Origin of the sequence: [Phormidium] sp. LEGE 05292 (assembly GCF_015207735.1) — a bacterium.
Lineage (GTDB): Bacteria > Cyanobacteriota > Cyanobacteriia > Cyanobacteriales > Aerosakkonemataceae > Floridanema.
The window spans coordinates 17,089-32,967 of the sequence record NZ_JADEWG010000042.1 but is presented as its reverse complement, the minus strand read 5'-3'; the positions used below and the strand labels follow the sequence as shown (position 1 = coordinate 32,967).

Here is a 15,879-nt window from a genome sequence, read left to right as displayed (position 1 = left end):
TTTTTATGATTTTTTAGGGAAATCAACTTTTAACTAAATAATTTTAAGGCTTTAGCAAAAATCGGGTGTTCGATCGAGCAAATTCTGACGATAGACTGCATAAATTCAATCAATTCTTGGTTAGGCTGCGGATCGAATTTAACAGTTTTACTAGCGGGATAAAGGCGATCGCCATGATTCATTTCATTAGTTATTCCGGTTTTTAAACCTGGTTCACTTTTGTCCCAAGAAACAATGTTTCCTCGCCAAGTAAATTGAAACCAAACAATTTCCTCATTTTCAACTTGAAAAAATACATCAAAGTAGATATCTTTACCTTGAAACCAGAAACGTTCCGGTTCCTTAGTCCGAACCCAGCACAGAGACTCTGCAAGTTCTCTAATTTTTTGTTTATCGGTGACGATTTTTACCATTGTTATGTTTATCAAATTCGCTAATTAAATTCTCAATTCAAAAAAAGTTAAACTGGGAAGTATAGCGTTTCTCTTGGTTGGTGAGGTACAGCGTTATCCCATTTTCACATTAACGTTGATACAAATAATTTGTAGGGGCGATTTTAGCCGATATTTTGAGCTAAGCATTGTCAAATTTTCAACAAAACCCGCCCCTACCAAATATGTATCATTCATTTCGTGAATTAGTATTAGCAAATTCACTCCACTATTTAAATTGTATAATGTTTAACAGAATCAAGCATGGAGGGAAAGATGTCCCGCTTCCACATAGAGAATTTGAGAAGCATTCAGCCAAACCGGATCGAAGGCGCTTAAATGAGTAGTGGTAATTAAGGTTTGAAATCGAGTTTGGATAGTTTCTAACAATTGATGTTGACGGGTTAAGTCTAATTCTGCCAAGACATCATCCAACAACAACAGAGGCGGTTCACCAATAACTTCTTCAATTAATTTTAATTCCGCTAGCTTCAACGCTAAGACCAAAGTTCGCTGTTGTCCTTGAGAACCATATTGTCTAGCCGGAGTTTGGTTAATAGAAAACTCTACTTCATCCCGATGTGGCCCTACTAATGTAGTACCTTGATGTTGTTCAGCAATACTTCGTTGTTGAATTTTCTCCAAAAAAGCTTGTTGTAACCATTCTAAATCATCCTTTTCCATTACCACACTGGGTAAATATTTAATTTCTAATTTTTCTGTACTACCGCTAATAGCTTGATGCCAGTACTGGGAAATAGGTGCTAACCTTTGTAAAGCTCTGGCTCTACGACGCATTACCCGTACTCCTGCTGTAACTAATTGTGCATCCCATAAAGCTAACTCGGAACGGGAACCTTGATAAATAGACGCATCGTTGACTATTCCTTGTTCCCGAAATTTTTTTAATAAAGCATTACGTTGTCTTAGAATTTGATGATATTGCTGTAAAATATAAGCATAAAAAGGCTCTAATTGAATAACTAAAGTATCTAGCCAACTGCGGCGATGTTCGGGGCCACCTCTGACCAAATCTAAGTCTAAACTGGAAAATTGTACGGCGTTAATTGTACCTAAAAAATCTATTTGTCGTTTCAGAGCTTCACTACCACGACTAACAGTACGACGACCATTCCGACGTAGAGTTAAAGATAAATCAATGTCGCCTGTTTGTCTTTCTAGTTTAGCTACAATTTTACCCCATTCAGTTCCTTCTTTAACTAAATCGCGATCGCGTGTTACCCGATGACTTTTCAATGTAGAAAGTAACTCCACTGCTTCCAATAAATTAGATTTTCCCTGTGCATTATTCCCGACCAAAATAGTTTTTGGCGCACTAAATTCTACCCACTGATCTTGATAGTTACGGAATTGAAGCAAGTGTAAGTTTTTTAAGTACATTTCTGGGGATTGGGGACTAGGGAAAGGCAGAAGGCAGAAGGCAGAAGGCAGAAGGTAGAAGGTAGAAGGCAGAAGGCAAAAGGTAAAAATCTCCTTGTCCCCCCTGCTCCCCTGCTCCTCTGCTCCCCTGCTCCCTATTTTCTGGTTTTGCCAAACCAGCGGATGAACAGTTTTTCTAGTTCAATCCAGACGAACATTAACATACTAAAACCAAGACAAATAAGTAGTTCTCCGAAGTCAAGTACATGAGTACCGAAGAAAGCTCTTAGAGGTGGAACATAGATCAACATCAACTGCAAAATAGTGGTTAAAATCACCGCACCCCAAACGTAGGGGTTAGTCATGGGGTTTAATTCAATTGTTAGTTGTGTGTTGGAACGAATAGCGATCGCGTGACCCATTTGTGCTAAACAAAGAGTAGTAAATACCATTGTTTTCCAACGCTCTGGATCGCCACTTCCTTGAGAATGAGTATAAGCCCATTCCATGAGAATAATAGTGAGAATAGCAAAAATAATTCCAACTCTCACCATGTACCAACCTAAACCTCTGGAAAAGATACTTTCACGCGGGTTAAAGGGCGGACGTTTCATCACATTTGGTTCTGCTGGTTCTACTGCTAAAGCTAATGCGGGAACACCATCTGTGACTAAGTTCATCCACAAAATTTGCAGTGGTGTTAAGGGTACTCCGCCCGTTGGTAATAAAATTGGTGCAGCTGCAATTGTCAGAACTTCCCCAATATTGGAACCGAGAATGTATTTAATAAAACGACGAATATTAGTGTAAACCACTCGTCCTTCTTCTGTGGCAGCAACAATTGTGGCGAAGTTATCATCTAACAACACCATATCACTAGCTTCTTTACTCACATCAGTACCAGTAATACCCATTGCAATACCGATGTCAGCTTGTTTCAAAGCAGGTGCATCGTTAACACCATCGCCAGTCATGGCGACAAATTTACCGCGATTTTGTAGTGCTTGAACTATTCGCAGTTTGTGTTCGGGAGCAACACGAGCATAAATTGAAACTTGATCGACTTCTCGTTCTAATTCTTCTTGGCTAATTCTTTGTAATTCTTGACCTGTGAGAACGCGATCGCCTTCTTGTGCTATACCTAAATCATGAGCGATCGCTTTAGCAGTCAACTGATGATCGCCAGTAATCATTACCGGACGAATTCCCGCTTGTCTACATCTTGCCACCGCCTCGCGCACTTCTGGTCTGGGTGCGTCGAGCATTCCGACTAAACCTAACCAAACTAAGTTTTGTTCGACTTCATTTTCATTCAAATCTCCTGAAGGTTTGTTGTCCATTGGTTTGTAAGCAAACCCTAAAACCCGCAAACCATTCGCTGCCATTTGGTTGTTTTGTTCCAGAATTTCTGCGCGTTGATTTTCTGTTAATTTAGCATTTTGCCAACCTTCTAAATAGTAAGTACAACGCTGCAAAATTAACTCTGGAGAACCTTTAGAAAACAGAATAAAGTTACCCGAATTTTCGAGTAAAGATTCTGATTCATTTTTGACAATTACACTCATGCGCTTCCGTTCGGAAGAAAAAGGAATTTCTTCCACTCTAGGCATTTGCCGATCGATATTTTCTTTTTGCAGATTTCCTTTACCTGCTAAAGTTAATAAAGCGCCTTCTGTCGGATCTCCTAAAATTTTCCAGTTTCCACCATTACTTCCTGGTGCGTTATTTGGTTCGCATTGTAATTCGGCATCGTTACATTCTACGCAAGCAAGTAACAAAGATTTTAATTCGGGATATTGTGTGGCATTTACCGATTTATTGTCTAAGATAAACTCACCTTCGGGTGTGTAACCTTCGCCACTAACTTGAATTTTTTGCTTAACTGTTGCTACCTGTTGCACGACCATTTTATTTTGGGTCAAGGTGCCAGTTTTATCGGAACAAATCGTAGTTACCGAACCCAATGTTTCTACAGCTGGTAATTTCCGAATTAAGGCATTGCGCTTGACCATGCGCTGTGTTCCCAATGCCAATGTTACGGTAATTACCGCAGGTAAACCTTCTGGTACTACCGCAACTGCCATACTTAAAGAAACTTCGACTAAGGCAATAAAAGTGGCGAAATTCCAACCTGAACGAAGTAATCCAACAATGATTACTACAACTACTAGTACCAGAGAACCTGTTACTAAAACATTACCTAATTGAGACATTCTTTGTTGCAAAGGTGTGGGTTCGCTTTCCACTGATTGCAACATTTCGGCGATGCGTCCTAATTCGGTTTTCATCCCAGTATTAGTAACTAGGACTTTGGCGCGACCTTGGACAACTTCGGTACCTTGAAATACTAAGTTAATGCGATCGCCTAAAGGTGTATCTTCGGCTAAATGTAAGTTTGCTTCCTTTTCGACAGCGTGTGCTTCTCCGGTTAATGCTGCTTCCCGAATTTGCAAATTTGACTCTTCAATTAATCGACCATCTGCTGCTACTTGCACCCCAGCTTCTAACAGCATGATATCGCCAGGAACTAATTCTTTGGCGCTAACCTCTAAAGTTCTCCCATCGCGGATGATTCGCACTTTTGGCGAAGACATTTTTTTCAAGGCAGCGAGTGCTTTTTCAGCACGACTTTCTTGCAAATAACCTAATACACCGTTGAGAATTACAATTAACAGAATGGCGATCGTATCTTTAAACGGTACTTCCCCTGGTTCTAAGTCTCCTTGTTGCAATTTGACAACATCCAAGAAACCAGAAACAAAAGCTACCCCAATCAGCATTAATAACATAATGTTTTTGAACTGATCGAGGAGAATATCCCAAGAACTGCGTCCTGCTGTTTCTTCTAGTTCATTGGGGCCGTATTTTTGCCATCGTTCTTTGACTTGTTCGTTAGTTAAACCAGTACTGCGATCGCTATCTAAAACTCGCAAACTTTTGTCAACATCTAAAGTGTGCCAAGCTTCACCTACTTCTCTGGCGGCGCTTGCAGTTTTAGCAGTTGCTAATAACTCTCTCTTTTGTTTTTTTCTTGCTTGCAAAAAACCAGCCAACCAGAAAGCTGCACCCAATATCAAACAAATTATAGGTAGAAAATTTATGAATTGAGCTATGCCAGAGTTAATGACAATACCGCTACCTGATGAACCTAAAATGCACTGTTGACTTGTTGGAACACAATTGATACTCCCAGAGATAAAGGAAGCAATCAATCCTATGAAACCAAACAGTAACGCTGTTAACAATAAACCCGATTTTTTCACTATTTACCTCTCTTTTTTGACATTTTAATGGGTTAAACAATTCCCAGGATTAAGGCATTTCAACATCACGCAGTTCCTTCTGGTTCAGATGAATTCTCTATTTTTACGGCAACCTTTGCCAGTTAAATAATCATAGCTAACTTCTTGTGGCGAGGCGAGTATTTGGAGTTTCCATTTCTGCATCTTAAGTATTTATAAGGTGTTGAGCGATCAAAGAAGGGGGACGAGGGGATGGGGAGACAAGGGGAAGTTAATTAATTCAAAACTCCTCAAACTCTCTCTAACTCAAAACTCTCTCTTGGGCGGGTTTTGTTGTTAATTTTTCTGCTGTGATTACAGTATTGTCTACTAAACCCGCCCCTACAATTCAAAACTTTTCCCCTTCTGCTTTATGTTTTCGGTACAATTACGGGCAAAGCTTGAGGGATCAGCTGGAACTTGGCTGGAGTATAGGTTGTAATTTCGCCATCGGTGTTAATAGGGTAAGGTTTGCGGGTATGAATTTCAATTTCCTGACCTTTCAGGGTACGCACATCAGGCCAATTTCCCTGCTTTCCGCGCATAATTGCAGGAATTAGCGGAAAAATTTGCCACCATTGGCGAATTTCCAAGCTATAAAGATCTAATTTCCGGTCTTCAATAGTTGCGTCATCATCAACAACCATACCACCACCGTAATAACGTCCGTTACCTACAGCGATTTGCACAGTTCGCACTTCGATCGATCGATCCTGATAGCAAATTTCGGCTTTAAAGGGTCGAGTTCGGTAGATTACTTGTAAAGCAGCGATCGCATAAGCTAGCACACCCCACTGCCGCTTCAAATCGTCGTCTAACTGCTGCGTAATTTGCACGCTTAACCCTAGACTAGCAACGTTAAAGAAATATTTACCATTCACCCAACCTAAATCAATGCGTTTGACTTGACCATTGGCAATAATTTGGCAAGCTTCCAGCACAGATTTCGGAATTCCCAAAGTCCGCGCCAAGTCGTTAGCAGTTCCTAAAGGTATGATGCCCAAAGGCAGTTGAGTATCCATTAAACCTTCTATTGCAGCATTGAGAGTACCATCCCCACCACCAACTATAACCAAGTCAACTTGGTGGCGATACTGACGAATCAAGTGCGATATTTCTCGCGGGTGTTCGGTACTTTCTTCTACAAGATGAAAGTCTTGTTGCAATTGCTTGACAACCTCAGAGGCGCTTTCTTGACCACGCCGAGAGGAACGATTGACTAATAACAAGGCTCGACGACTCATTAAGTTGCAACTTAATTACATAGTTTCCAGTCCAGCATATTATTTTTTCAACCAAGTCTCACAATGAAAAATTTCAGGATTAATCATTAAGAAAAATCAATGAATTATTGTAGCTTTTTCAGCAAAAATACTGTATTGAGTAAGTGGAGATAATCTGAGGGAAAATACTGGTCTTTTTTGCCAAAAAATAGGAGATAACTACTTTAATTACTTCTATTTTCCCAGTTGTGGTGTTATCTATGACCTATTCCTTGAGAGTCGCCGATCTTCCTATTACTGAACGTCCGCGAGAGCGTTTATTGGCGAATGGGGCGAAACATCTGGCTACAGCTGAATTGATTGCGATTTTGTTAGCTACGGGTCAAGGTGCGGGCAAACTTTCTGCGATCGGGCTAGGTCAACATATCTTACAACAATTAAGTCAACATGGGCGAGATCCCTTAGTAGTATTGCGGGATGTCACCGCCGCTGAGTTAATGGCAATTCCCGGAATTGGCCCTGCCAAAGCAACTACTATTTTAGCTGCGATCGAACTGGGAAAAAGAGCTTTTGCCACCCGCCCTTTAGAACGTACCTTAATCGATAGTCCCGCAGCCGCCGCTGCCACTCTCAGTCACGAATTAATGTGGCAACCTCAAGAAAGATTCGCTGTTCTATTATTAGATGTCAAAAATCGTTTATTGGGTACACAAGTTTTGACGATCGGTACAGCCACAGAAACATTAGTTCATCCCGGAGAAATTTTCCGCGAAATCCTCCGCCAAGGTGCAACTAAAGTAATTGTCGCACATAATCATCCTTCAGAAAGCATGGAACCAAGTCAAGACGACATTAATTTAACTGAGCAATTATTAAAAGGAGCGCAATTTTTAAATGTTCCCGTTTTAGATCACTTAATCATAGGTAATGGCGAACATTTGAGCTTGCGAGAAACTACTAATTTATGGGAAATATATCCCCAACCTGACTAAAAATTATGTCCGTTATGAGGACTTCAGTCCTCCTATTTTCCCTGTTTAATCGGCAGTTGCACAATAAACTCTGTTCCCTCCCCAGGTGCAGAAACACACTGGAAATTACCTCCATGTTTTTCTAGCACAATTTCACGACTAATTGATAAACCAAAACCAGTACCTTTACCTACAGGCTTAGTAGTAAAAAAAGGTTCAAATAACCGTTTTTGTACAGCTTCCGACATTCCCAGACCATTATCTTTGATGCTAATAGATACACACTGATCATTTAATAATTTTGTTCGTATAATAATTATATTCGGATTTTGCTGAATTTCTACAAATGTTCGCCCAATATTCTGTTGCTCGATTGCATCAATAGCGTTAGATAGAATATTCATAAACACTTGATTTAGCTGTCCTGCATAACACTCAACTAAAGGCAATTCACCATATTCTTTAATTACCTGAATTGCTGGACGATCGGGTTTAGCTTTCAACCGTTGATCTAAAATGATTAGCGTATTATTTATGCCAACATGAATATCAACTAACTTTTTCTCCGTTTCATCAATTCGAGAAAAGTTGCGTAAAGTCTGAGTTACTTCTCTAATACGTTCAGTTCCTAATTGCATAGAATTTAGAATTTTTGGCAAATCTGTTACTATGTAATCTAATTCGATCGCTTCTAATTCTTCTTCAATAATTGAGCTAGGAGAAGAATGTTCCTGTTGGTAAAGTTCAATTAAATTTAGCAAATCTTGGAGATACTGATTAGTGTGATATAGATTACCAGAAATAAAATTGATATAGTTGTTAATTTCATGAGTAACCCCAGCCACTAATTGTCCTAAACTAGAGATTTTTTCAACTTGGAAAAGATGATTTTGAGTAGTTTGTAGCTTGGCTAAAGACTGTTCTAATAGCTGAGTTTTTTCCTGTTCTTTCTGATAAATGCGAGCATTTTCAAGTGAAACAGCTATCTGTGCCGATAACGATTTAATAATCTCTACTCTTTGAGCATTAAAAACTCCCGGACTTAGGTAATTCTCTAAAATAATCATCCCGGTTAAATTACCTTTATAAATTACAGGTGTACACAAAATTGATTTCGGTTTTTTTTCTAAAATATAAGTATCATTTGCAAAAATTACCGACACAGTTGCATTTTCTAAAACTAAACTTTCTTGGGTCATTTCTACATAATTAATCACCGTTATTGGTAAATTATCTTCTGAATAATCGAAGCCATGCTGAGTTACTGTTATACCTTCATCAGTAACTATACCTTCAGCTTCTAATAGCCATTGCCGATCCTGTTTGAGCAGCAAAATCCCTCTCTGAGCGCCTGCATTTTCTATAACACTTTTGATCAATTTATCTAATAAACCAGTAAAAATTATTTCTCCAGAAATTGCTTGAGAAGCTTCCATAACTGTAGCTAAATCCAGTGCTATGGTAACACTTCTAGTTGTTGAATTTGATGTCCGAGTAGTCGCAATATCAGTTACTTCTTGTTTAGTCGATCGAGAAATTAAATGTGCATATTTTCTCTCTAAATCTTTGACTTTACTAATTGCTCCCCAAGCAATATAAACATAATAAGCTTCTGTCATATAAGTTTTAGCAATTCTTTCTCTACCAAGAGCAAGATAAAACTCTGCGGCTAGTTCATTAGCAATAGCTTCTTCTTGTTTATATCGTTGTTCTTTTGCTCCTTGAATTGCTGCATCATAACATTCCATTGCTGCTAAAACTTCCCCTAATACTCGTGCTTTCTCTGCTTCTACTAAGAGATATTTGTGGAGATAATTTATCGGAGCATGAGTAGCCCAATATTTCATTTTTTCTTGGTTAGTTTCTACCAGTTCTAAGTATTTTTTTTGCTCTGTAGCACTGACTTGCTGATAATTAGATAACAGAGCTAATGAATGATAAAAATTTAGTATAGCTACCTGCATAAAACCAAATGCAGATCCAGCTTGTTCAGTTGCTAAATCCGCATACTCCAAAGCTTTTTCATACTTATTGAACTGATAAGACAAAATAGTTTTTGCGATATAAAATACAAACAATACAGTCCCGGTTTTGGCAGCAATTAATCGAGGAAGCATTTCAGATTCATCAAAACTTTCCCCGATTAGTAAACAATTATCATTAGTTAACCCCTGAAAGTTTAACCCTAATTGTCGCCAAACTGAAGAAAAATGTATAGGTATTTCTTGCTTAATTTTTCTGGTTAAATCAAGATAGGTAGCTTGTTTTTGCACCGCATTTTCTAAGTTTTCTTCTGTAAAATATGTGTAAGCACAAAAATTAGCTGCACAATATCCACCCCATTCTATATCACCTGTTTCTAAACCACTTTGCACACCTTCTTGGAGTGGTGCTATACTATTTTTAGCGTGTTCTTTCCAAGTCCTAATATTAGAATTAAACAGGTTATAAACTTTGGCTTTCAGTTCTTTAGCATCAAATTTTTCCAATATTTTTATGGCAATTAATCCTGCTTGATATCCAGCATCTAGTTTTCCTGTTCCCGACATCAGTAAACCATAAAAACCATAGGCAAAAGCAGATAAAGCGGAATTACCATTTTCAATACATAGGTTAATCATTGTTAATATTAACTGCGGAAAAATTTCTGGCTTTGCCTGAAAAGCAGGAGCACAAAGAATTTTCAAAATCCGCATGACTGACAGTTTATAAACATCTGTCATTTCTGGCATATTATCTAATTCTTCAAGTTGAGGTAAGTTAAAGTTAAAACTCTCCTCTCCTTGAATTGTAAACAAGGGAGTTCTCAATTTATCTAAAACTTGTAGACCTATATCTATAGCTTTGAGCATTTCTAATTGAGCAATACAAATTTGCATTTCTAACTCATATACTTTAACTTGGTCTAGCAAATTTTTAGCTTTTTCTTGGGCAATTTTCGTTAGTGCGATCGCTTGTTTAAAGTTAATGTTTAAATATTCTGCTTCTGCTGCTTCAACATATAACTCCAACATTAAATTATAATCGCTTTGCCAATTATTTTCTCCTAACAGTTCTAAGGAAACTGTGAAATACTTTACGGCTGCTTCATAAGCTGTAGCAATTTTTGCTTTCTTTCCAGCAATAAGATTTAATTTTGCTAATTCATAATTTTCTGCTGATTTAGTTATTAATTCTTTACCAATATTTAGCTGATTAACAATATCGAGAATGTGTTCTTCTAAAGCATATTTGGCTGTTTTTTGCAATAGTAATTGACCAATTTTAAGATGAGTAGCTTTTTTCTGTTCTTCAGGAATGAGTGAATAAGCTGCTTGTTGTACTCTGTCATGTAAAAATTTGTAGCTAACTTTATACTCATCTAAATGTAAATTTCCCTGTTCATTATCATCAAAAAATAGAGGAATTTTGTAAGCATTACTCAATGGCAAAATTAACCCTGCTTGCAGCGCATCCCATAATTCATCAGCAGTAGTTAATAAACTCTTCTCACTGACGATCGCTAAAACTTCTAAATTAAATTGGTTGCCAATACAAGCAGCTAATTTTATTACTTTTTGGGTATCATCAGATAATTTTTGAATGTTTCTAGCAATTAACTCAACAACATTGTAATCAGTAATTCCAATTGCTTGAATTTGTTCTAAATCCCACAGCCAACGTCCTTCGGTAAAGTCAAATTGTAAAAATTTTTCGGCGTAAAGAGTTTGTAATAGCTGAGTTAAGAAAAAAGGATTACCCTGAGTTTTATTAAAAAGTAATTCTGATAATGTCTTAGTTCTTTCACTATCCCCCAATGTATCAGATACCAGTTGATTAACTGTGTTCAATACTAAAGGTTGCAGAATGATATTATTAAGAGTTGCTCCACTATTATTAATTTCATCCAAAGTGATTATCAAGGGATGAGTTGGGCTAGTTTCATTATTTCTATAAGCTCCAATCATTAATAAATATTGGCTGTCTACATCAGTTATTAGTAACTGAATTAACTTTAAAGAAGCAGAATCAGCCCATTGTAAATCATCTAAAAATAAAACTAAAGGATGGAATTGTTGAGCAAAGACATGAATAAACTCTTGAAATACTCTGTTGAACCGATTTTGTGATTCTGTTGGCTCTAATTGTGGTACTTGGGGTTGGGAACCAATGATTAATTCCACTTGGGGAATCACATCTATAATAATTTGTCCATTTTCTCCTAAAGCATTTAACAGTTGCTCTTTCCATTTGGCTATTTGAGTAGCGTTTTCTGTTAATAATTGTCTAATTAATTCAGAAAAAGCCTGGATTAATGCTGCGTGGGGAATATTACGTTTAAATTGGTCAAACTTTCCGGCAATAAAATAACCTCGTTGTCCTACTATAGGTTTGTGTATTTCATAAACTAACGAGGATTTACCAATACCAGAGTAACCTGAAACTAACATCATTTCGCTAGTTCCAGTGCTAACTCTCTCAAACGCTGTCATTAATTTTTCTACTTCTATTTCTCGACCATAAAGTTTTTGCGGAATTAAGAATTGACCTGATTTGTCTCGTTGCCCTGGAGAAAAATCTGCTATTTTACCTGTGTTTTGTAGTTGAGTCAAACAATCTTCTAAATCTACTAGAATTCCCGCCGCACTTTGATACCTATCCTCGGCATTTTTGGCTAACAATTTCATGATTATAGATGAAATTGCTAAGGGAATTTCTGGATTTAATTGATGTGGAGCAACAGGTTGCTTGGCGATGTGACAATGTACTAATTCCATTGGATCTTCAGTCACAAAAGGCAATTGACCTGTTAATATTTCATAAAAGGTAGCTCCTAATGAATAAAAGTCAGTGCGATAGTCAATATATCGATTCATGCGACCAGTTTGTTCTGGTGAAATATAAGCAAGGGTGCCTTCTAATAAATTCAAGCTACTATAAGCTGCATTTTCTCTAGATAGACGGGTGGCAATACTAAAGTCGATAATTTTAATTTCATCTAATCGTGAAGCAACCAAAATATTATGGGGTTTAATGTCTTTGTGAATAATGTTTTTTTGGTGGATTTTTTCTAAAGCGGCAACTACTTGTATAGCAATCTGGAGAAATTCTGTTAAGTTAATAGAATTATTGCTAATAAACCATTTTAAAGAGGGTTGACCAAAGTCTTCTAGGATGAGTGCTAAACCATTTTGGTAATTTTCTAACGCTAATGGTTTAATTACTCCTTCTAAATTTAAGGGTTGTAAAATTTTATATTCATGGCGTAAGCGAGAGATATCTTCCAATGTGGGATACTCAGCTTTCAGAGTTTTTATAATTACTGTATTTGCAGTTGGTAAATAATTTGCCCGATAAATAACTGTATTCCATCCTTCATGAATGGATTCAACAATTTCGTAGCCTGGAAGTTTAATACTCATTTTTTTTCTAACTAAACTAAAGCTTTGCCTGAAAATAATAGGTGAGTTCGCTAATACTTATTCGTATACTAGGCGAACTGGGAAGCCAAATTATAGATTTGTGATTAGATACCCAAATAGAGCCAAAATAATTTTATTTTCCGGTTAATTAATTCAGATCTAGCAGCAGGTGAGGTAGAACCTCCCAGATCCTCGTTCCCTGGTTCAACCTGGGAACGAAAAATGGAGGCTCTGCTCAGGAGTGCAAGATCTGAGTTAAAACACTTTTGGCGAAATTGCTTACTATTAAGGGGGACAAAGAAAGACTGGTATTACTTTTTGAACAGGCTCATCTGTAGGTGCATAAAGTAATAGCAAGTAATTAATATTTTGCGCTACTTTATACCTAATGTACAGCTTATTGTAAATAAATTTTTACAGGTTGAGCAAAATAGTTGTGAGTAAAATTGCTCTTTTCAGCAGGTGGAAGTCTGACTGCAACTCTAGATTGAAGAATAGACCCCACAGATAAATCTGGGTGTTGGAACTAATACCAATTCTCTATGAAGATGCGCTTAATTCACCCCACCCCAAACCCCTCCCCGTCTACGGGGAGGGGCAATGATTAAGCGCAATTTTACGGAGAATTGGTATAACGTAAAAATATTTTTTCTTGACTATGGGTTAAGTCGGAGCAGCTGGACAGACAAGGAGTTATACTTCAGTTGTAGTATTGGTAAAGATGTTATTCAGCAAACAGATCGTTCTAGAGTGAGTAGACTCATTAGACAGAATCAGGACTGACGCAGCCATTTAGAAAAAACGCTATATTTGCTAGGGAAAATTTCTGAATTGTCTTTAGACTCAGAATTGCGGCGTATTTAATTAAGAATATAAAAGGATGATATTTTCTTAACTTTTTGTGGAAAACTTATAAAATATCTGTGGAAAAGTAACTAAGTCTGTGGAAAACTACCTTCATTTCCGGGGGAGTCGTAGGTAATTCGATCGCTCTTATAAGCAGGCGGTTCTACATGAATCAGCACTCTGACGGGGGAAAATCTGGCTTGCAAGCGTGATTCTACTTCCTCTGTAATCAGGTGTGCGGTTTCTACATCGGGAACTTCCACAATCAGGTGCATTTCCACAAACACCTGTCTACCCACTACTCCGCGAGAAGCGATTTCATGACAGTTAATTACTCCTGGTACTTCCATTGCGATCGCATAAATTGTCTCAGGTGCGATCGCCATTTCATCGACTAACCAAGGTAAATTCTCCTTTAAAACCTCCCAACCACTCCAAAATACTAACAGTGTCACTGGAAAAGTTAAAGCAATATCTAACCACTGCCAACCCATCCATACCCCAACTAGCCCAGCAATCACCAATCCGGTAATCCAAATATCTCCTAAAGTATGTTGGGCATCCGCTACCAAAATGCCGCTGCCAATTTTTTTCCCCACGCTTCTTTCATAGATAGTGACAAAAATATTAACTGCCAAGACTACCAGCATCAACCATAATACTGAAGCTGACATTTGCACTGGTTTACTTCCCATCAGTAACCTTTCAATCGCAGATTGAATAATTTCCACACAAGCTACTAATAGAAAAGCCGCGATCGCTAACGCCCCCACCGCATCATACTTCAAATGTCCGTAGGGATGATCGCGATCGGGTATTGGCGAAGCAAAACGACTAATAAATAATCCCAACACATTACTCGAACTATCAACCACACTATGTAGCGCATCTGCTAGCAAACTCAGAGAATTTGTTGACCACCCCACCGTTGCTTTCAATGACATCACAAATAAATTTAAAAACAGGGTAATCAATAATACTCGCCTGACTTGAGCGCGATTATCTTTAACCATAATTCTCCTGCCCACAGCAGTGAATTCTCTAAATCTAGTGTATAACTAAACTTTGCGTAAAATTACTTAACTTGTTGCTAACTCAAAAATTTAATTGCTTTTAACAATACTGAAATTAACTACTAATTGAGATTAATTTTAAACAATCACAACCGAAATTGCTGAATTTGTCACCGTAATGCTTTCTAATAGTAACAATATCTTTTAGCATTAATAATCAAGATGTAAAGAATAATTACTCATGTCATCCTCACCAATTACATTCAATTTGATTGAAGGTTCTGTTTCCTTCAGCTTTACCCCCGAAGCAGCAAATAATTTAAAAGCAGCACTCCAAGAACTCACAGAGCGCATGAAAGCCGCTAGTGCTCAAGTTGCCAGTGGCGGTGGCAAAGCTAGCCCCCAAGAACCAATGGAATATCAATATACTGGTGAAGTATTTCTGGAAATCTTCTGCAACCCCAATATTTGGGCAACTCCCTTTGCCGCTAAAGTGTTAATTACCCTGCGAGATGAGCGAATTCGCCTTTCTACCGAGGCAGAACTAACTCGTGTCATTGAAGATGTCAACCAGTACTTGGAACAATTTGGTTAAATTACGCCCAAAGTATTGTAAGATTGGCTCACTTGTTCTATGGCACACATAACTTTTGCCGATGAACTCTGATTCACTGATCCAACTCCTGCAAAATGGGTTTCGCCTCTCTGTGGGCGCAACTGCGGCTTTGGTTGAAAGCTTGCAAGACTCGCAAAAGCGAGACGAATTCCTGTCTAAGTTGATGCGCTCAGAACTTAGTGAACTCGCCGCAGAATTAACGAATAAAGGTGAAATCACCGAACAAGAAGCTAGGGAGTTTGTCGATTCTCTTTGGCGACAACAAAATCAACACAATCAACAAAGTCAGCAAAATAGTCAAACGTCAAGTGATGCACCGGGAACATCTGCAACTACCACAACAGATAACCCGGTGGTTTCTCCCAACGTTCAGCAAGAGTTACAAGACCTCACAGCCCAGGTTGCTGCTTTGCGTGCAGAACTAGAAAGGCTGCGAACGGAAAATCCTGAGTCTTAAAATTTTAGATTTTGAGTTGGTTCTTAAAAGGAAACTAGGTAGCTAGAACCCAAACCTAAAATAGTTAAGTTAGCTTTTGTCCCTAAATTTTTAGGTATTGATAAGAAAAAACAGACAGTTAAATAAAGAATTCCTAAAATTTGGCGAAAAACGGGAGCAACTAATGTAAGAAGGCTCCAAAGTAGAGGGCAGAAGGCTTTAAAGCAGAAAGAAAGAAGATTTTTGATTTATAAGGCGGGTTTAGCAACGATTCTTGCCT

9 protein-coding genes are annotated in these 15,879 nt (G+C 38.0%); 3 read left to right on the top strand and 6 right to left on the bottom strand.

The features are described 5' to 3' along the window. Positions 1 to 29 precede the first annotated feature (29 nt). The 4 genes from IQ264_RS14060 to IQ264_RS14045 form a co-directional block, all read right to left on the bottom strand. Positions 30 to 413, bottom strand: coding sequence for a hypothetical protein (locus IQ264_RS14060; RefSeq protein ID WP_193981412.1), 384 nt, complete (start codon positions 411 to 413; stop codon positions 30 to 32). A 276-nt stretch (positions 414 to 689) separates the two neighbouring features. Beyond that, positions 690 to 1,832, bottom strand: a complete 1,143-nt coding sequence (gene recF / locus IQ264_RS14055) for a DNA replication/repair protein RecF (RefSeq protein WP_193981411.1) — start codon at positions 1,830 to 1,832, stop codon at positions 690 to 692. A gap of 134 nt (positions 1,833 to 1,966) precedes the next feature. Continuing rightward, complete coding sequence (locus tag IQ264_RS14050) at positions 1,967 to 4,744, bottom strand: cation-translocating P-type ATPase (protein ID WP_413470351.1); 2,778 nt, start codon at positions 4,742 to 4,744, stop codon at positions 1,967 to 1,969. A gap of 719 nt (positions 4,745 to 5,463) precedes the next feature. Next, on the bottom strand, positions 5,464 to 6,336 hold the full coding sequence (locus IQ264_RS14045) for a lipid kinase (protein WP_193981410.1): 873 nt from the start codon (positions 6,334 to 6,336) through the stop codon (positions 5,464 to 5,466). Positions 6,337 to 6,575: 239 nt separating this feature from the next. Here IQ264_RS14045 and radC point away from each other — a divergent pair, with 239 nt between their 5' ends. Continuing rightward, on the top strand, positions 6,576 to 7,307 hold the full coding sequence (gene radC, locus IQ264_RS14040; RefSeq protein ID WP_193981409.1) for a RadC family protein: 732 nt from the start codon (positions 6,576 to 6,578) through the stop codon (positions 7,305 to 7,307). A gap of 32 nt (positions 7,308 to 7,339) precedes the next feature. On the opposite strand, the gene IQ264_RS14035 is transcribed toward radC, so the two are convergent. Together IQ264_RS14035 and IQ264_RS14030 are read right to left on the bottom strand one after the other, a co-directional pair. Continuing rightward, positions 7,340 to 12,688 carry a trifunctional serine/threonine-protein kinase/ATP-binding protein/sensor histidine kinase gene (locus tag IQ264_RS14035; RefSeq protein ID WP_193981408.1) on the bottom strand — a complete coding sequence of 1,783 codons (5,349 nt, stop codon included), beginning with the start codon at positions 12,686 to 12,688 and terminating at the stop codon, positions 7,340 to 7,342. Between the two features lie 935 nt (positions 12,689 to 13,623). Then, on the bottom strand, positions 13,624 to 14,547 hold the full coding sequence (locus IQ264_RS14030) for a cation diffusion facilitator family transporter (RefSeq protein WP_193981407.1): 924 nt from the start codon (positions 14,545 to 14,547) through the stop codon (positions 13,624 to 13,626). 241 nt (positions 14,548 to 14,788) lie between these two features. On the opposite strand from IQ264_RS14030, the gene IQ264_RS14025 reads away from it, so the two are divergent. Further along, the gene (locus IQ264_RS14025) at positions 14,789 to 15,142 is read left to right on the top strand and encodes a hypothetical protein (RefSeq protein ID WP_193981406.1); all 354 of its coding nucleotides are present in this window, start codon (positions 14,789 to 14,791) and stop codon (positions 15,140 to 15,142) included. Between the two features lie 61 nt (positions 15,143 to 15,203). Further along, on the top strand, positions 15,204 to 15,620 hold the full coding sequence (locus IQ264_RS14020; RefSeq protein ID WP_193981405.1) for a hypothetical protein: 417 nt from the start codon (positions 15,204 to 15,206) through the stop codon (positions 15,618 to 15,620). Positions 15,621 to 15,879: the final 259 nt, after the last annotated feature.